Source organism: Streptomyces sp. NPDC026417, from assembly GCF_055567695.1.
In genome coordinates this window covers 24,183-41,060 of the sequence record NZ_JBVHPY010000022.1, presented here as the reverse complement: position 1 = coordinate 41,060, position 16,878 = coordinate 24,183, and the positions used below count along the sequence as shown (strand labels likewise).

At 74.5% G+C, this 16,878-nt stretch carries 14 protein-coding genes; 7 read left to right on the top strand and 7 right to left on the bottom strand.

The window, feature by feature from the left end:
* Positions 1 to 171: 171 nt before the first annotated feature.
* Both ACZ4NT_RS29880 and ACZ4NT_RS29875 read right to left on the bottom strand, forming a co-directional pair.
* Positions 172 to 1,389 (bottom strand): LmeA family phospholipid-binding protein, encoded by a 1,218-nt coding sequence (locus ACZ4NT_RS29880; protein WP_121402140.1) that lies wholly within the window; start codon positions 1,387 to 1,389, stop codon positions 172 to 174.
* A gap of 77 nt (positions 1,390 to 1,466) precedes the next feature.
* Positions 1,467 to 3,266: a bifunctional metallophosphatase/5'-nucleotidase gene (locus tag ACZ4NT_RS29875; protein ID WP_121402139.1), complete on the bottom strand. Its 1,800-nt coding sequence runs from the start codon at positions 3,264 to 3,266 to the stop codon at positions 1,467 to 1,469.
* A 235-nt stretch (positions 3,267 to 3,501) separates the two neighbouring features.
* Between ACZ4NT_RS29875 and mshD the strand changes: the two genes are divergently transcribed.
* Complete coding sequence (gene mshD / locus ACZ4NT_RS29870; RefSeq protein ID WP_467728367.1) at positions 3,502 to 4,428, top strand: mycothiol synthase; 927 nt, start codon at positions 3,502 to 3,504, stop codon at positions 4,426 to 4,428.
* Between the two features lie 27 nt (positions 4,429 to 4,455).
* On the opposite strand, the gene ACZ4NT_RS29865 is transcribed toward mshD, so the two are convergent.
* Genes ACZ4NT_RS29865 through ACZ4NT_RS29845 form a run of 5 tightly spaced genes read right to left on the bottom strand, consistent with a single transcriptional unit; the run spans position 4,456 to position 8,915 of the window.
* Entirely contained in the window at positions 4,456 to 5,118 is a 663-nt protein-coding gene (locus ACZ4NT_RS29865) for an ABC transporter (protein WP_121402137.1), read from the bottom strand.
* Positions 5,106 to 6,647 carry an ABC transporter permease gene (locus ACZ4NT_RS29860; protein WP_467728366.1) on the bottom strand — a complete coding sequence of 514 codons (1,542 nt, stop codon included), beginning with the start codon at positions 6,645 to 6,647 and terminating at the stop codon, positions 5,106 to 5,108. The genes ACZ4NT_RS29865 and ACZ4NT_RS29860 overlap by 13 nt, the downstream gene beginning before the upstream one ends.
* The gene (locus ACZ4NT_RS29855; protein WP_121402135.1) at positions 6,644 to 7,525 is read right to left on the bottom strand and encodes an ABC transporter ATP-binding protein; all 882 of its coding nucleotides are present in this window, start codon (positions 7,523 to 7,525) and stop codon (positions 6,644 to 6,646) included. Before ACZ4NT_RS29855 ends, ACZ4NT_RS29860 begins: the two co-directional genes overlap by 4 nt.
* Complete coding sequence (locus tag ACZ4NT_RS29850) at positions 7,522 to 8,376, bottom strand: cupin domain-containing protein (RefSeq protein WP_467728365.1); 855 nt, start codon at positions 8,374 to 8,376, stop codon at positions 7,522 to 7,524. The genes ACZ4NT_RS29855 and ACZ4NT_RS29850 overlap by 4 nt, the downstream gene beginning before the upstream one ends.
* A complete protein-coding gene (locus tag ACZ4NT_RS29845) occupies positions 8,373 to 8,915 on the bottom strand; it encodes an RNA polymerase sigma factor (protein ID WP_121402133.1) in 543 nt (180 codons plus the stop codon). The genes ACZ4NT_RS29850 and ACZ4NT_RS29845 overlap by 4 nt, the downstream gene beginning before the upstream one ends.
* 165 nt (positions 8,916 to 9,080) lie before the next feature.
* Between ACZ4NT_RS29845 and ACZ4NT_RS29840 the strand changes: the two genes are divergently transcribed.
* The 6 genes from ACZ4NT_RS29840 to ACZ4NT_RS29815 all read left to right on the top strand — a co-directional run bounded on the left by ACZ4NT_RS29840 (position 9,081) and on the right by ACZ4NT_RS29815 (position 16,730).
* Entirely contained in the window at positions 9,081 to 9,497 is a 417-nt protein-coding gene (locus ACZ4NT_RS29840; RefSeq protein WP_121402132.1) for a GntR family transcriptional regulator, read from the top strand.
* Entirely contained in the window at positions 9,494 to 10,393 is a 900-nt protein-coding gene (locus ACZ4NT_RS29835) for an ATP-binding cassette domain-containing protein (RefSeq protein WP_467728364.1), read from the top strand. The genes ACZ4NT_RS29840 and ACZ4NT_RS29835 overlap by 4 nt, the downstream gene beginning before the upstream one ends.
* Positions 10,390 to 12,429 (top strand): ABC transporter permease, encoded by a 2,040-nt coding sequence (locus ACZ4NT_RS29830; protein WP_467728363.1) that lies wholly within the window; start codon positions 10,390 to 10,392, stop codon positions 12,427 to 12,429. Before ACZ4NT_RS29835 ends, ACZ4NT_RS29830 begins: the two co-directional genes overlap by 4 nt.
* Before the next feature lie 342 nt (positions 12,430 to 12,771).
* Positions 12,772 to 15,003 carry an RNA degradosome polyphosphate kinase gene (locus ACZ4NT_RS29825; RefSeq protein ID WP_467728362.1) on the top strand — a complete coding sequence of 744 codons (2,232 nt, stop codon included), beginning with the start codon at positions 12,772 to 12,774 and terminating at the stop codon, positions 15,001 to 15,003.
* Positions 14,984 to 16,210, top strand: a complete 1,227-nt coding sequence (locus tag ACZ4NT_RS29820) for a CHAD domain-containing protein (RefSeq protein WP_467728361.1) — start codon at positions 14,984 to 14,986, stop codon at positions 16,208 to 16,210. The genes ACZ4NT_RS29825 and ACZ4NT_RS29820 overlap by 20 nt, the downstream gene beginning before the upstream one ends.
* A gap of 64 nt (positions 16,211 to 16,274) precedes the next feature.
* On the top strand, positions 16,275 to 16,730 hold the full coding sequence (locus ACZ4NT_RS29815; RefSeq protein ID WP_121402128.1) for an NUDIX hydrolase: 456 nt from the start codon (positions 16,275 to 16,277) through the stop codon (positions 16,728 to 16,730).
* The last annotated feature ends 148 nt before the right edge of the window (positions 16,731 to 16,878 follow it).

Sequence of the window (16,878 nt, the reverse complement as noted above, 5' to 3'; positions counted from 1 at the left end):
GGCCAGCCCGGCCACCTTCTGGTTCACGATCTTCATGACCTGCCCCATGGCGCGCTGACCCTCCCCACCCCCCCCCCCCCACCCCTCCCCCCCCCCCCCCCCCCCCTCCCCCCCCTCCTCCCCCCCCCCCCCCCCCCCCCCCCCCCCACACCCGTGCCACGGGACCGGTGTTCAGCGCCCGACGGCCAGCGCCGAACCCGTCAGCCGTACCCGGATTCCGTCCTTCGTCACGCGGACGTCGCGCAGCCGCAGATCGCCGTCCGCCGGCTGCGGCAGACGGAAGCCGAGCGAGAGCCGGTCCGCGAGGACCGGCCGGGTGAGCCGGGTGAGGCCGTCGAGGAGCGCGGGGTCCAGCCCGAGCAGCTTGAGCAGTTCGGGGTGGCCGGCCGCCACGTCGAGGAGGTTGAGCCTCATCGCGCGGCGCGCGAAGCGGTCCGACCCGGTGAGCCGCGCCAGGTGGGTGTCGTCGCGCAGGGCCTGTCCGACCGCCGCGTCGGGGATCCCGAGCCGGCGCACGATCGACGGGACCGAGAGCAGGGCCCGCGCCTTGCGGGTCTCCCTGCCCAGGCGGGCCGCCGACTTCGGGGTCAGATGAAGCCCCTGCGAGGCGCGCGCGCCCGGCCGGTACGTCGCCAGGCCGCCGATGTCCAGGCGCATGCCGCCGATCTGCGTGGCGATGCCGCGCTCGCCGTCGCGGCGGATGCGGGCGTCCGCCCGGAGCCCGAGGTCGTGCCCGGCGACGGGCAGGGTGCCGCGGGCCCGCACCTCGTCGCCGCCGTGCCCGGTGAACGTGACCTGGGAGGCGCCGAGTTCACGGTTGAGGTCGTCGAAGGAGAGCAGCACCTCGCCGCGCAGCGCGGGGATCCGGGCGCCGCGTACGGAGGTGGGGCCGCCGACGATCCGTACGCCGGTGGCGGTCGCCGACACCTCGGCCAGCGAGACCCGGTCGGCCGCGACGTCCGGCACGGTCACCTTCACCGACGTGAGCCGCTGGTCGGCGAGTTGGGTGAGGAAGGGGAATCCCCGGATCTCGACCTCGGGTGCGGCGCCGAGGTGCAGCTGGTCCTTCAGCCCGTCGGCCGCCCGGTGCTCGGCGTAGAGCAGCGCCCAGCGGTCGCCGAGGGCGAGGAAGGCGGTGAGGACGAGGACGCCGACGACGGCCTTGACGGCGAGCGGCAGTCCGGCGAAGCGCCGCCGGCGGCGCCGGGAGCCCCGGCGGTGGTTGGGCGGGGCCCAGGCGTCCTCGGGGGGCCACTCGTCCAGCGGCGCCCGTCCGGGCGCCGGTTCTTCCTCGTGGAGGAACTCCTCCAGCGGGCCCTGGTCGAGGGCGCCGAGTTCTTCGTAGGGGTTCGGCAAGGGATGCGTCGTTATGCGGTGGGGGGTACGCATCGTCTCATCTGACCATGCGTACCGCCCTCGCCCGCAACCTCTACCGGAGGTATGCGATCCACCTCACGGTGTGCGCCCTACTTGACGACCGTGATCCGGTCCGCCGTCGGCACCGGGTACGGCGCCGTGGCCGAGGAGTTGGCCGTCAGGTACGACTCGAGCGCCGCCAGGTCGTCGCTGCCGACGAGCATGTTCGCGCCCTTGCCGAGCTCGGTGAAGCCGTCGCCGCCGCCCGCGAGGAAGGAGTTCATCGCGACGCGGTAGGTGGCGGCCGGGTCGATCGCCGTGCCGTTGAGCCTGACCGAGTCGGCGACGACGCGGGCCGCGCCGGTCTTGGTCAGGTCCAGGGTGTAGGTGAGGCCCTTGGAGACCTGCAGGATCTTCGGCGCGCTCTCGTTGGCCCCGCTGACCTGCTGCTGCAGCGCGGTGATCACCTGGGAGCCCTTGAGGTCGACCAGGTTGACGGTGTTGGCGAACGGCTGGACGGTGTACGCCTCTCCGTACGTCACCACGCCGTCGCCCTCGCCCCCGCTGGACGCGTAGGTGAGTCCGGCGCGGATGCCGCCCGGGTTCATCAGCGCGAGGTCGGCCTCGGCGTCGAGGGACTTGGCGTGGGCCAGCTGGGCGTCCGCGATCAGGTCGCCGAGCGGGGACTCGGTGCCGGTGCTGGGGATCTCACCGGCGATGTAGCCGATCGGACGCGAGGCGACCGGGGCGGCCAGCGCCTTCCACTTGGTGATCAGGCCGGTCATGTCCGCGGCCTTCGCCACGTCGCGGGTGACCACGTGGTTCGCGGACTTCACCGCCGTACGCGCGATGTCGCCCGTCCAGCGGTCGTACGTCAGCGTGGTGTCCGTGTAGAGGCGGCCGAAGGACGCGGCCGAGGTGACCATGCGCGGGTTGCCCGCCGGGTCCGCGATGGTGCAGGCGTACGCCTGGTGGGTGTGGCCGGTGACCAGCGCGTCCACCGCCGGGGTGACGTTCTTGGCGATGTCGACGATCGGCCCCGAGATGCCGTCGCCGGCGCCGGGGCTGTCGCAGTCGTAGTTGTACGCCGTCGAGGCGGGCGCGCCGCCCTCGTGGATCAGCGCGACGATCGACTTCACGCCCTGCTTCTTGAGCTCCTTGGCGTACTTGTTGATCGTCTCGACCTCGTCGCCGAACTTCAGGCCCTTGACGCCCTCGGCGGACACGATGTTCGGGGTGCCCTCCAGGGTCACGCCGATGAAGCCGACCTTGACGCCGTTCTTCTTCCAGACCCAGTAGGGCTTGAGGAGCGGCTTGCCGGTCTTCTCCTTGGTGACGTTCGCCGCCAGGTAGGGGAAGTCGGCTCCCTCGAACTCCTCGCCGTCCTCGTAACAGCCGTCCGTCGGGTGGCAGCCGCCGTGCTGGAGGCGGGCCAGCTCCTTGGAGCCCTCGTCGAACTCGTGGTTGCCGACGCTCGTGACGTCCAGGTCGAGCTTGTTCAGCGCGTCGATCGTGGGCTCGTCGTGGAAGAGGCCCGAGACCAGCGGAGAGGCGCCGACCATGTCACCGGCGGCGGCCGTGATGGAGTACTTGTTGCCCTGGCGGGCCTCGCGCAGGTGCGTGGCGAGGTACTCGACACCGCCCGCGTCGATCGTCTTGGTGGTGCCGTCCGCGTTGAGGTGCGTGACCCGGCCGGAGGACCCGGTCGGGGGCTCCAGGTTGCCGTGCAGGTCGTTGAAGGACAGCAGCTGTACATCCTGGTAGCGGCCGCTGTCCTGGTGGTGGCGGGCGGTCGCGGTGTCCTGTCCGGCGCTCGCGGGCATCGCGGCGGCCAGCGCACCGACGGTGGCGAGGCCTGCGGCGGCGGCGAGTGTGCGACGGGTGCGTCGGTGCCGGGGCGTCGGCAGCATGGGTTCCCCCCTGTGGGAGCGTGGTACGGCTGTGGCTGGGGCGCAGCCTAGAATCAACGCGCGTAGCGCAACAGGGGGTTCGGGTTACGGACTGGTTGCCATTCGGCCGACGCTTCTCCGAATTGCCCCACCGTTCCCGGGTGCGCCCCGTCGGCGGACCGCCCGGCCGACGCCACGCACGCCCCGCCGCGCCCGGCTCCTTGTCCGGAAATCTTCGCGCCGTACCCTCGTATCCATGACCAGCGACGACTTCGCACCCGGCGCCCTCTCCCGCTCCATCGAGACCTGCGCGGAGCTCTCGCCCGAACAGGCCGGGGCCGTGCTCGACCTGCTCGGCGAGGCCGCCCGGACCGACGGGCAGCAGGCGGTGTCCGAGCAGGGGCGCCTGCGGCTGAGCGGCGGTGAGCGCGAGGGCGTACGGCATCTGCTGCTGACGGTGGGCGGGACCCTCGTCGGATACGCGCAACTGGAGGACACCGACCCGGTGGAGGCACCGGCGGCCGAGCTGGTCGTGCACCCCTCGTACCGCGGACGCGGACACGGGCGGGCGCTGGGCACGGCGCTGCTGGCCGCGTCCGGCAAGCGGCTGCGGGTCTGGGCGCACGGCGGGCACTCGGCCGCCCGGCACCTGGGCCAGGTGCTCGGACTGACCCTGTTCCGTGAACTGCGCCAGATGCGGCGGCCGTTGACCGACCTGGAGCTGCCCGAACCGGTGCTGCCGGAGGGCGTCACCGTCCGCACCTTCGTGCCGGGCCGGGACGACGCGGCCTGGCTCGCGGCCAACGCCGAGGCCTTCGCGCACCACCCCGAGCAGGGCTCCCTCACCCAGCGGGACCTGGACGACCGGACGGCGCAGCCGTGGTTCGACCCGGCCGGCTTCTTCCTCGCGTTCCGCGACGGTGAACTCGCCGGTTTCCACTGGACGAAGGTGCACGCCGAGGAGCGGCTGGGCGAGGTGTACGTCGTCGGGGTCCGCCCCGGTGCGCAGGGCGGCGGTCTCGGCCGGGCCCTGACGACGATCGGGCTCCGGCACCTCGCGGCGCAGGGCCTGCCGACCGCGATGCTGTACGTGGACGCGGACAACAAGGCGGCGGTGACCGTGTACGAGCGGCTCGGCTTCTCGACCTACGAGACGGACCTGATGTACCGCACGGAGTCGTGACGGCGTCCCGCCGCCCGTCCGGGGGGCCTACCCGGTCGGGACGGGCGGCCGTCGCCCGAACCCGGCCCTGCCGCGCAGGGGTTCCGGCGCGAGCACCGCGCAGGCCACCGCTCCGGCGGCGAGGAGCAGGCCCCACTGGTGGTGCGCCGCGGCCCAGCGCTCGTCGCCGACGGAGACGAACGGGGTCCACCGGTGCGGTGCCAGCAGCGGACCGGCGACGGCGGCGACCAGCACCGTGACGGCCGCCCCCACGCCCGGCTCGGCCTCGTCGGAGATGCGCACCGCCGCCGCCGCGGCGGCCAGGGCGAGGACCACGGCGGCGGCCGCCTCCAGGCTCACCGCCCCCACCGGCGGACGTACCGCCTCCGGCACGAGGGCGAGGACCGCCGCCCACCAGAGCACGGCCGGCGGGACGAGGAGCGCCACGCGCAGCCCGGTGCGCAGCGTGCGCCGGGCCGGGACGGCCGCGGTGGTGTGCCGGGCGGGATCGTCGAGGAGGAACGCGACCCCGAGGGCGCAGGCGAGCATCGCGGCGCGCAGGAGGATCAGGGACAGCCACGCGTCGGGCGGCCCGGAGAGCAGCCGCGGGATCCCGGCGAGCAGCAGGCCGAGGGCCGCACCCGCGGCGGGCGCCCGCCAGGGCAGCGTCCGCAGCACGGGCCGCATCAGGGCCCGGGTCATTCCCCGCATGCGTCGGCCCCCTCGGGCGCCGGCACGTCGAGCAGCTCCGCCGCCCGTGCCGTCGTCGTTCCCGGAGAGGTCAGCTCCGCCCAATGGGCCTTCACCTTGGCGGTGACGCCGGAGCGCGGCTTGCGGAGCAGCTCGCGGACGACGGCGGTCTGCCCGGCGGTCATGGAGAGCGGGTTCGTCGGGGTGAGCGCGATGCCGGGGCCGCTGACGTTGTCGTCGAGGCGGACGTGGCCGAAGGCGGAGACCGGGTCGGACTCGGCGCCGAGCGCGAGCCACATGACGGTGACCACACGGGCGTCGCACACGGTGCTCATGGTGTTCTCGTCGCCCGTCACCAGGACCGAGGCGACCGCGACCGCGAACTCGGGCACCCGGTTGCCGCCCCAGCGGGTGCCCGCGGTCACCAGGCCGGGGGTGCGCGAGGGGACCAGCGAGGCGTCACCGTCCGGGCCGTACCGGGCGTCGACGCGCTGCCGTACGGTCAGCGGCATGCCCGCGGCGGCGCCGCCCGCGAGGGAGCGCACGCGTCCGACGACCCGGTCCCACTCGGCGGTCCAGGGGGCCCACTCGGGGTAGGCGCAGTACGTGGACCGGCCGCGGGTGAGGCAGGACTGCACCTTCTCCGGGCTGACGGAGGCCTTCTCGCGGGCCGCGGCCAGCGCCGCCGGGTCGCCGGACGACTGCCCGGCCACCCCGGCGCCCGTGGCGGCCAGCGCGGCGGCCGTCATGGCCGCGACGAGCCGGGTGCGCCCACCGGAGGCGAGGACCGCCGCGCAGGCCAGGGCGGCGGCGAGTCCCAGCAGATACAGCGCGTGCCAGGCGGCGGGGCGGCCCAGCAGGTCGGAGGGGAGCGGGTCCGTGCCGACGTCGGTGACGACCGGTCGCAGCCACTGCACCCTGCTGTCCGCCGGGCCGGCGGACAGCAGGGTCGCCAGGACCAGGGCGCCGACCACGAGGAGCGGGGCGGCGAAGGCGGACGGGACCAGGCGGGCGAGCAGCACCCCGACGACGCCGGCCAGCAGGACCGTCAGCGGGCCCACGGCCAGTTCGGCGGCGGAGCCGTGGCCGACCGCGCCCGGCCTGAGCGCCGTGCGGGTGAAGTCGAGGGCGACGACCAGCGCGGTGAGCACGGCGACGGGGACGACCGACAGCGCGTGGGCCGCCGTACGCCGCCACGGCTCGACGACGAGCACGTCGAAGCTCTGGTCGGTGCCGCGCCGGCGGGAACGCAGGACGGCCCGGTTGGCGCAGACGAGTACGGCGACGGCGACGAGCAGGGGCCGGTCCTGCGTGGCCCGGTCGGCGTCCTGGAGGGCCGGGAACGCGTCCATGGGTGCACTGCCGGGCCACAACTGCCAGCAGGTGTAGCCGAGGTACAGGACCAGCAGAGCGGACACCGGTATCTGCAGCAGCAGTTCGCGGGTCTCGACGCGGGCCAGTGCGAGCACGGCCGCCGTGCGGGGCCGGCGCGGGCGGCGGGTGGCCGGCGCGGTAGCCGCGGGGGCCGTTCCGGTGACCGTGACGCTCATGCCGCCACCTCCGCGGGCTCGCCGTCGAGGGTGAGCAGGTAGCCGTCCTCCAGGGTCGGTTCGAGCAGCTCCGCCCCGGGTGGTGGGTCCCCGACGTTGCGGAAGGCGCCGGTGCCGGTGCGCCAGCCGGCCTTCGCGTGCGGGGCGCGTTCGGCGCTGCTCCACACCCGGCCCGCCGCCCTGGCGGTCAGCTCGGCCGGGGTGCCCGCGAAGCGGATCCGGCCGTGGGCCATGACGATCACCCGGTGGCAGAGCATCGCCACGTCCTCGGTCTGGTGGGTGGAGAGCAGGACCGTCCGGCCCTCGCCCGCCCGGGCGATCAACTCCCGGAAACGCATCCGCTGTTCGGGGTCGAGTCCGACCGTCGGCTCGTCCAGGACGAGGAATCCGGGGTCGCCGACGAGCGCGGCGGCGAGGGCGACCCGCTGCCGCATCCCGCCGGAGAGCTTCTTGATGCGCCGGGCGCGCACGTCGGAGAGGCCGACGGCGTCGAGCACCCGCCGCACCTCGGCGTGGCGGGCAGCACGGTCGGTCAGTTCCTTCAGGATCGCCACGTAGTCGACGAACTCGAAGGCGCTGAAGTCCGGGTGGAAGCCGGGGGTCTGCGGCAGGTAACCGAGCGCGCGGCGCACCTCCTGCCGGCCGGCCGTGGTGCCCGGGTCGCGGCCGAGCACCGTGAACGAACCGCGGTCGGCGGGCAGGGCGGTCGCCAGCACCCGCAGCAGGGTGGTCTTGCCGGCGCCGTTGGGTCCCAGCAGCCCCGTGACGCCGTCGGCGAGCCGCAGCGAGACGTCGTCGAGGGCGGGGGTGCCGCCGTAGCGGAGGGTCAGTCCGGCGGCCGACACGGTGGGGGCGCCACCGGGGAAGGCGGAGGTCATGCGGCACTCCTGTGGATCGAGGCGGTGGACGAGTCGAAACGGTCGCGGACGGCGTACAGCAGTCCGGCGGCGAGCAGTGCGACGGCCGCGGCGACGCCCTGGCCCGCCGCGGTGAACGGCGCGAGGATTCCCTCGCTCCCGTGGCCGGCCACCAGCAGCAGCCCGATCCAGGCCCCGCCGACCAGGACGGGCGCGGCGACCGGCCCCAGCCGGGGGGTCAGCGCGAGGGCGAGGCCGGTGAGGGCGAGCGCGGGCAGCAGCCAGGCGACCGCGCGCAGTCCGTACCCGGGAAGCGCGAGGGTGGCCAGTCCGTTGAGCCCGGTCCCGGTGGCGAGCACGGCGACCGTACGGATCATCAGCAGCCGGAACCCGTGGGTCGGGGCGACGACGGCCATCTCGTACGTCGGGTCGAGCGCGGGCCCGTAGGACAGCGCGACCCCGGCCAGCGGGAGCAGCGGCGCGAGGGCGAGGAACAGCGTGGGCGACTGGGCGGCCCGTACGGCGGACGCCGCGGCGACGGTCGTCATCAGGACGGCGACCACGGCGACGAGCCAGGCGCGCCGGAGCACGGGTGTCGCGGCGAGCAGCCGCGCCGTGTGGTCGGCGACGCCGATCCGCACCAGCAGCGCTTCGAGGAGTCCGGGCCGCGGGGCGTCGAGTTCGGCGTCCAGCCGGGCCCAGCCCGCGTCCAGGGCGGCCGGTCCGACGACGTCGCCGAGCGCCTCCCGGCACCGCGCGCAGGCGGCGAGGTGGGTGTCGGCGGACCACAGCCGCGGCGCCGCCAGCTCACCGAGCGCGTAGGCCTGCAGGTCCTCCTCCGGCACGTGCCAGGTCGTGTCGTTTCCGTTCATGCCAGCGCCTCCCGCAGCTGCTTGCGGGCGCGTGAGGCCCGTGTCTTGACCGTGCCGGGCGGGATGCCGAGCAGGACGGCCGCCTCCCGGGTCGTGAGCCCGTCGACGACGGTGGCCTGCAGGACCGCCCGCAGCTCGGGCGAGAGCCGGGTCAGCGCACCGGCGAGGTCGCCGTGCTCGACACCGGCCAGCACCCGCTCCTCGGCGGAGGCCTCGTCCCGGTGCCGCAGCCGGGCCAGGGCCTGGCGCAGCCGTCCGCGGGCCCCGTCGCCGCGCAGGGTGTCGATCAGCCGGCGGGAGCCGATGCGCCACAGCCAGCCGGCCGGGTCACCCTCCTCGCGGTAGCGGGCGGTGCCGCGCCACACGGCGAGAAATGTCTCCTGCACGACGTCGTCGACCACTCCGGCGTCGGCGCAGCGGCCGCGCAGCCGCGCGGTCAGCCACGGCGCGAACCGCCGGTACAGCTCCTCGAAGGCGCGCCGGTCCCCGTCCGCCGCGATGGCCCGCAGCAGCTCCCCGTCGCTTCTCGTATCCCTCACGCCCCATCATCGGACGAGCCCCCCGGATCGGTTCACGACGGGTCGGGCCGTCTTCCTCCGGGCGCTTTCCCGGAGTTGGGGGTGCCCCGGACCCGACCGCGCTTGACACGGACACGCCCTTGCACCACCCTTTCACTACTTGATTAGTGAAAGGGGGTTGTCCGCGTGGTCGAGTACCGCATCGACCGGCGCAGCGGCGTCGCCACCTATCTGCAGATCGTCCAGCAGACCAAGCAGGCGCTGCGCCTCGGTCTGCTCGAACCGGGCGACCGGCTTCCCACGGCTCGCGAGGTCGTGGAAGCCACCGCGATCAACCCGAACACCGTCCTCAAGGCCTACCGCGAACTGGAACGCGAAGGTCTGGTCGAGGCCCGGCGAGGTCTCGGCACCTTCGTCCAGCGCTCCCTGGGCGCCGCCCCGGCGGACTCGCCGCTGCGGGCGGAACTGGACGACTGGGCCGCGCGGGCCCGGGCGGCCGGCCTGGACCGGGAGGACGTGGCGGCGCTCTTCACCGCCGTACTGGAGCAGTTCACGAACACCGAGGGGGACCAGCGCATGAACACCGAGAGGGGCCGGGGATGACCGACACCGCCATCGAGGCGGCCGGACTGGGCAAGCGGTTCGGGCGCCGGGGAGGCTGGGCCCTGCGCGACTGCACGCTGCGGCTGCCCGCCGGGCGGGTCTGCGCCGTCGTCGGCCCGAACGGCGCCGGGAAGTCCACGCTGCTGGCCCTCGCGGCCGGCGTGCTCGGGACGACCGAGGGCGCGCTCACCGTGCTCGGCACGCACCCGGCCGCGGCCCGCGCACGCATCGCCTACGTCGCCCAGAACAAGCCGCTGTACCCGCAGCTCACCGTCGCCGAGACGCTGCGCCTCGGCCACGAGCTCAACCCGGCCGGCTGGGACCCCGGGGTCGCCGAACGGATCGTGGCGGCCGGCGGCCTCGACCCCAAGGCCCGGATCCGCGCCCTCTCCGGCGGCCAGCGCACCCGGGTCGCCCTCGCCTTCGCCCTCGCCAAGCGGCCCGAACTCCTTTTGCTGGACGAGCCGATGGCCGACCTCGACCCGCTGGCCCGCCACAAGCTGATGGGCGTCCTGCTGGCGGAGTCCGCCGAGCGGGGCACCAGCGTGGTGATGTCCTCGCACGTCGTCTCCGAACTGGAGAACTCCTGCGACCACCTGGTCCTGCTCGGCGGCGGTCGGGTGCGCATGGCGGGCGACCTGGACGACCTGCTGGCCGCCCACGTGCTCACCACGGGCCCGGCCCGCGACCTCGCTCCGCACACCGTGATCGAGTCCCGCACCGCCGGACGCCAGCTGACCGCCCTCGTCCGGCCGCAGGGCCCCCTCACGGACGGCGGCGAAACCAGCGCCCCCTCCCTCGAGGAACTGCTGCTCGCGCACCTGCGCAGCCCCGACGCACCCGACCTGATCCTCGGCCCGTCGCACCGCGCCACCGCCCCGGGGCCCGCCGCATGACCGCCCTCACCACGGCCGACACCCCCGTGACGACCCACCCGGAGGCCGGGCGCCCGGGCACCGTGCGCGCGCTGCTGCGGGTGCACCGTGCCGCCCTGTACGGGTGGGCGGCCCTGGTCGCCGCCGCCGCCGCACTGATGCTGTGGGCGTACGGCTCGCTCGCCGGACCCGCGGTCGCCGCGTACCGGCGCCTGCGGGCCTGCGACTACTCCTGCTCGTACGACCAGGACGCGTACATGGCGTTCAAGGACGCCTCGACGTACGCGCACTGGACCGTCACTCTGCTGCCGCTGCTCGTCGCGGCCTGGGCGGGCGCCGTGCTGACCGCCCGCGAACTGGAGAGCGGCACCGCACAGCTCGCCTGGACCCAGTCCGTCTCCCCGGCCCGCTGGCTGGCCGCCAAGCTCGCCGTCCCGGCGCTGCTCGTCACCGCGGGGACCGTTCCGCTCGTCCTGCTGCACCACCTGATGTGGGACGCGGGCCGCGGCGGCAACAGCCTCGCGTGGCACGACATCCTCGTCTTCCAGGCCAACGGCCCGACCACCGTCGCGCTCGCCCTGTTCGCCCTGGCCGCCGGCGCCCTCACCGGCCTGCTGCTGCGCCGGACCCTGGCCGCCCTCGCCGTCACCGCGGCGGCCACCGGCGCCGTCTGGTACGCCCTCAACCAGTACCGCGCCTGGTTCTGGCCGCCCGTCACGCGGACCACGAGCCTCAAGGAGGGCCCCTGGTACGGCGGCCTCGCCACCGACCGCGGTGTCGTCGACTCCGCCGGCACCCAGCTGCCCGTGCCGCACTGCGTCTCGGCGTGGGACCCCGCCAGGACCTGCGCCGGCACCTTCGACCGGCTTCACCTCACCGGCTTCTACAGCGACATCCAGCCCGCCTCCCACTACTGGCCCCTGCAGCTCTCGGCGACCGGCGCGGCCCTCGCCCTGACCGCCCTCACCGTCCTCGCCGCCTTCCGGGTGCTGAAGCGGCGCACCGAGGGCACCGGCAACGGGATGCGCCTCACCGGCGCCACCGTCACGAGGACCGGCACCGCCGCGACGAAGGAGGCGGCCCCCTCGCGCTCCTTCACGGTCAGCGGCGCCCTCCGGGGCCTGCCCTGGGCCGTGCTGCGCCTGCACCGCCCCGCGCTGTGGTGCTGGCCGGCGCTGGTCACGGCGGCGTCCGCGGCGATGCTGTGGGCGCACGGACCCGGTTTCGACGACGCCCTCGCGGAGTCCCGCAGCGGCTGCGGCGCCGGCATGGACTACTGCGATGTCGTGTCCGGGCCCTGGTCTTACCGCTACGGCCTGGCCGTCGCGGCCACCACCCTCACCGTCGCCCACCTGCCGCTGCTGATCGCGGCCTGGGCGGGTGCCACGCTGACCGCCCGCGAACTGGAGAGCGGCACCGCACAGCTCGCCTGGACCCAGTCCGTCTCCCCGGCCCGCTGGCTGACCGCCAAGCTCGCCGTCCCGGCGCTGCTCGTCACCGCCGGGACCGCTCTCCTCGTCCCGCTGCACCGGATGATGTGGAACGGCGGGCGGGAGCTCCTCTGGGCTTCCTGGTACGACGCGGACGTCTTCCACGCCAACGGAGTCGTCACCGTCGCCTACGCCCTGTGCGGACTGGCCCTCGGCGTCCTCGCGGGCATCCTGACGCGCCGCTCGCTGGCCGCCCTGGGCGCCTCCTTCGCCGCGCTGCTCGTCGTGTACGTCCTGGGCAACACGTACCGCCCGAGCCTGTGGCCGGCCGACACCCTGACCGGCACCGACGCCCTGAACCCCCCGGCGGGCGTCCAGGTCCTCGAACACGGCGTGATCACCCTGGACGGCACCAGCATCGGCAACGACACGGCGTGCACGGAGTGGGGCGGCGCGGCCGAGATCAGGCGCTGCATGGCGGACGCCGGGATCAGCGACTTCTGGGCCACCTACCACCCCGGATCCCATTTCTGGCCCCTCCAGCTGGTGGAGTCCGGGATCGTCCTCGCGATCGCCGCCGGGGCGGTGGCCGCCGCCTACGCCCTGCTGAGGCGCCGTACGGCCTGACCCCGCCTCCCGGTACGTCCCGCACGGGGGGCGGGGCGTACCGGACCCGCGCGGGCGGGTCCGTTCCGGGGGACCCGCCGGCCCCCCCGGAGCGGACGGGACGGGGGGCCGCACAGGGCTCCCGGGACTCCCCGGAGCCGCCCCCCGATATCCCGCACGTCATGTCGCCGTAACCATCGATTCAGACGGGCTTGCGACCCTCACCGAATGAACCCCGCCGTGCCCGAGCCCTCGCTTCCCCCGGAGAACGGGAAGGCCGGGGGGAGCGGTCGTTTCGCCGTCGCGCTCCCGCCCGCCCTCTCCGACGCGCCTGTACCGCCCCCGGCGCGGAAGAATGGGTCCATGAACCAGCCCAGCGCCCAGGCACAGGTCCAGCACCCGCAGCCCTCCGTGGGCTCCATCGCCGCGCACCGGCCCCACACCGTGGCGGCGAACGTATCCGACCTCGAACCGGACCTCGACGCCGATCTCGACGCGTACGAGGACACCGTCCAGGACGGCGTCCAGCTGCCCCAGGGCCGCTTCCTGGACCGGGAGCGCAGTTGGCTGGCGTTCAACGAGCGGGTGCTCGAACTCGCCGAGGACCCGAACACGCCCCTGCTGGAACGCGCGAACTTCCTGGCGATCTTCGCGAGCAACCTGGACGAGTTCTTCATGGTCCGGGTGGCCGGCCTCAAGCGCCGCATCGCCACCGGCGTCGCCACCCGCTCCGCCTCCGGACTCCAGCCCCGCGAGGTGCTGGAGATGATCTGGGCCCGCTCGCGCGAGCTCATGGCCCGGCACGCGGCCTGCTACCAGGAGGACGTCGCCCCCGCGCTGGCCGAGGAGGGCATCCACCTGGTCCGCTGGAACGAGCTGACCGAGAAGGAGCAGGCCCGCCTCTTCACGCTCTTCCGGCACCAGATCTTCCCGGTCCTGACCCCGCTGGCGGTCGACCCCGCGCACCCCTTCCCGTACATCTCCGGCCTCTCGCTGAACCTCGCGGTGGTCGTACGGAACCCGGTCAGCGGCCACCGCCACTTCGCGCGCGTCAAGGTCCCGCCGCTGCTCTCCCGCTTCCTGGAGGCCTCCCCGGACCGCTACGTCCCCATCGAGGACGTCATCGCCGCGCACCTGGAAGAGCTCTTCCCGGGCATGGAGGTCCTGGAGCACCACACCTTCCGCCTCACCCGCAACGAGGACCTGGAGGTCGAGGAGGACGACACCGAGAACCTCCTCCAGGCCCTGGAGAAGGAGCTGATGCGGCGCCGCTTCGGGCCTCCGGTGCGCCTGGAGGTCGAGGAGTCCATCGACCGGTACGTGCTCGACCTCCTCGTCCGGGAACTGAAGATCAGCGAGGCGGAGGTCTACCCGCTGCCGGGTCCCCTGGACCTCACGGGCCTCTTCGGCATCAGCCACCTCGACCGGCCCGAGCTGAAGTACCAGAAGTTCATCGCGGGCACCCACCGCGACCTGGCCGAGGTCGAGTCCGCGTCGGCGCCCGACATCTTCGCCGCGCTGCGCGAGCGCGACGTGCTCCTGCACCACCCGTACGACTCCTTCTCCACCTCCGTCCAGGCCTTCCTGGAGCAGGCGGCGGGCGACCCCGACGTGCTGGCCATCAAGCAGACGCTGTACCGGACGTCGGGCGACTCCCCGATCGTGGACGCCCTGATAGACGCGGCCGAGTCCGGCAAGCAGGTTCTCGTCCTGGTCGAGATCAAGGCCCGTTTCGACGAGCAGGCCAACATCAAGTGGGCCCGCAAGCTGGAGGAGTCGGGCTGCCACGTCGTGTACGGGCTGGTCGGCCTGAAGACGCACTGCAAGCTGTCGCTGGTGGTCCGTCAGGAGGGCGACACGCTCCGCCGCTACTCCCACGTGGGCACCGGCAACTACCACCCGAAGACCGCCCGCCTGTACGAGGACCTGGGCCTCCTCACCGCCGACCCGCAGGTCGGGGCGGACCTCTCGGACCTCTTCAACCGGCTCTCGGGCTACTCGCGCCGCGAGACCTACCGCCGGCTCCTCGTCGCCCCCAAGTCCCTGCGCGACGGCCTGATCTCACGGATCAACAAGGAGGTCCAGCACCACAACGCCGGACGTCCCGCGCACGTCCGCATCAAGGTCAACTCGATGGTGGACGAGGCGATCATCGACGCCCTGTACCGCGCGTCGCAGGCCGGCGTGCAGGTCGACGTGTGGGTCCGCGGGATCTGCGCCGTCCGCCCGGGCGTCACCGGCCTGTCCGAGAACATCCGGGTCCGCTCGATACTCGGCCGCTTCCTCGAACACTCCCGGGTCTTCGGCTTCGGCAACGGCGGCGAACCCGAGGTGTGGATCGGCAGCGCCGACATGATGCACCGCAACCTCGACCGACGGATCGAAGCGCTGGTCAGGGTCACCGACCCGGCTCACCGGGCCGCCCTGAACCGGCTGCTGGAGACCGGCATGTCCGACACGACCTCCTCCTGGCACCTGGGCCCCGACGGCGAGTGGACCCGGCACGCGACCGACGCGGACGGCCAGCCCCTGCGCAACGTCCAGGAGATGCTCATAGACGCCCGGAGGCGCCGGCGTGGCACAGCGACACCTTGATCCCCAGGGCCCCACCGCCGGGTCCTCCGCCCGCCCGGCCCTCCCCGGCGGGGGCCTCGACGAGCTGCGGGGCGCCCCCACCGGTGAGGCGCTCGCGGGCTATCTGCGGGCCCAGGCGACGGAGTTCCTGCGCTCGCTGCGGCAGCACCGGGACGCCGGCGGCGACGGCGGTGCCGCCGCCCGGGCGCGGCCGAAGCCCGCGGAGAGCAGCCCGCAGGACTCCGTCGACGCGGCGCGCGCCCTGCGCCGCTCGGCCCGCCGCATCAGCGGCACCCTCCACACCTTCCGCCCGCTGCTCGACGCCGAGTGGTCGGAGTCCATGCGACCCGAACTGGCCTGGCTCTCCGGCACGCTGGCCCGCGAACACGCGTACGCGGCCCGGCTGGAACGCCTGCTGCTGGCCCTGCACCGCCTCTCCGGCTCGGCCGCCTTCCCGGCCCAGGCCGCCGCCTCCGCGGTCCGGCCGGGTGCCACCAGCATGGGCGGACGGCCGGACCGGGCGGGATCGGACCGGGCGGCGGCGGATCAGGCGGAACCCCCGGCGGCGGGCCCCGTCGCCCCGAGCCCCGGTCTCCCGGCGCGCGGCCACCTCACCGTCGGCGCCGCGAAGGCGGGCGCGCTGCTCGAACGGCAGCTGACCCTCGCCCGGACGCGAGCCCACTCGGCGGCCCTGCAGGCCCTCGGCTCCAGCCGCTTCCACGCGGTCGCCGACAGCGTCGCCGTCCTCGCCAGCGAGGTCCCGCTGACACCGGCGGCGGCCGCCGCCGACCTGCGCCGTCCGGCCGCCGCGGCCGAGGAGCGCCTGTGCGACGCGGTCACCGCGCTGCCGCTGATCACCGCGGGGCACCCCTACAACGCCGAGGCCCTCGTGCACGGCCTCTCCGCCGACCCGGCCTCCCAGCCGCAGGACGCCCCCTGGCACCAGGTCCGCCTGCTGCTGCGGCTGCACCGCTACGCGCGCGAGGTCCTGTACGGCGGAGAGGGCCCCCTGGACGTCCGCCTGCTGAACGCGGGCCGGGCCCTGAACCAGCACCGCGACGCGGCGGAGGCGGCCGCGGCCGCGGCTGCGGCCGCGCGCACCCCGCGCATCGCCCCGGCGACGGCGTACGCGCTCGGTGTGCTGCACGCCGACCAAAGGCACGAAGTGGAGGCGGCGCGGTTCGCCTTCCAGCAGTCCTGGCAGAAGGCCGCGGTCGGCACCGGCTGACCGCGCGATCGAGCCACGCGCGGCCGACCGGCCGCGGCGGGCGGGAGGAGGCCATGAGCACCCCATGACCGGCACCATGATCCGGGCGGCGGGCTGCGTGCTGTGGCGCCGCTCCCCCGGCAGCGGCGAACTCCGGCTCTGTCTGGTCCACCGGCCGAAGTACGACGACTGGTCCCACCCGAAGGGCAAGCTGAAACCCGGCGAGGACCCCCTGACCGGCGCGCTGCGCGAGGTCGAGGAGGAGACGGGGTACGCCGCGGAACCGGGCGCCCTGCTGCCCGCCCTGCGCTACACCGTCGGCGGCCGGCCCAAGGAGGTCCGCTACTGGGCCGCCGAGGCGACGGACGGCCACTTCACTCCGAACCGTGAGGTCGACCGCATCCTGTGGCTCTCGCCGGCCACGGCCCGCCTCCGGCTGACCCAGCCCCGGGACCGGGACCTGGTCGACGCCCTGCTCGCCACCCTGCGCTTCGCCCAGGAGACAGCTCGCGCCCGGCCGGCCCCCGGGGACCCCGCCTGACGGCACCGCAGGACCGCGGTCGTACCCGGACGCCCGGTCGGCCTACGGCAGCCGGAGTATCCGCCACGCCCGCACCGCCGTCCGCGAGTGTGGAAACCCGGATGACGGTGTCCCGTTGCCTAGTGTTTCCAAGGTGACCCGAGTTTCC

Coding starts and splice junctions, on each gene's coding strand:
- ACZ4NT_RS29880 (WP_121402140.1), bottom strand. CDS start 1,389: ATGCGTACCCCCCACCGCATAACGACGCATCCCTTGCCGAACCCCTAC.
- ACZ4NT_RS29875 (WP_121402139.1), bottom strand. CDS start 3,266: ATGCTGCCGACGCCCCGGCACCGACGCACCCGTCGCACACTCGCCGCC.
- mshD (WP_467728367.1), top strand. CDS start 3,502: ATGACCAGCGACGACTTCGCACCCGGCGCCCTCTCCCGCTCCATCGAG.
- ACZ4NT_RS29865 (WP_121402137.1), bottom strand. CDS start 5,118: ATGCGGGGAATGACCCGGGCCCTGATGCGGCCCGTGCTGCGGACGCTG.
- ACZ4NT_RS29860 (WP_467728366.1), bottom strand. CDS start 6,647: ATGAGCGTCACGGTCACCGGAACGGCCCCCGCGGCTACCGCGCCGGCC.
- ACZ4NT_RS29855 (WP_121402135.1), bottom strand. CDS start 7,525: ATGACCTCCGCCTTCCCCGGTGGCGCCCCCACCGTGTCGGCCGCCGGA.
- ACZ4NT_RS29850 (WP_467728365.1), bottom strand. CDS start 8,376: ATGAACGGAAACGACACGACCTGGCACGTGCCGGAGGAGGACCTGCAG.
- ACZ4NT_RS29835 (WP_467728364.1), top strand. CDS start 9,494: ATGACCGACACCGCCATCGAGGCGGCCGGACTGGGCAAGCGGTTCGGG.
- ACZ4NT_RS29830 (WP_467728363.1), top strand. CDS start 10,390: ATGACCGCCCTCACCACGGCCGACACCCCCGTGACGACCCACCCGGAG.
- ACZ4NT_RS29825 (WP_467728362.1), top strand. CDS start 12,772: ATGAACCAGCCCAGCGCCCAGGCACAGGTCCAGCACCCGCAGCCCTCC.
- ACZ4NT_RS29815 (WP_121402128.1), top strand. CDS start 16,275: ATGACCGGCACCATGATCCGGGCGGCGGGCTGCGTGCTGTGGCGCCGC.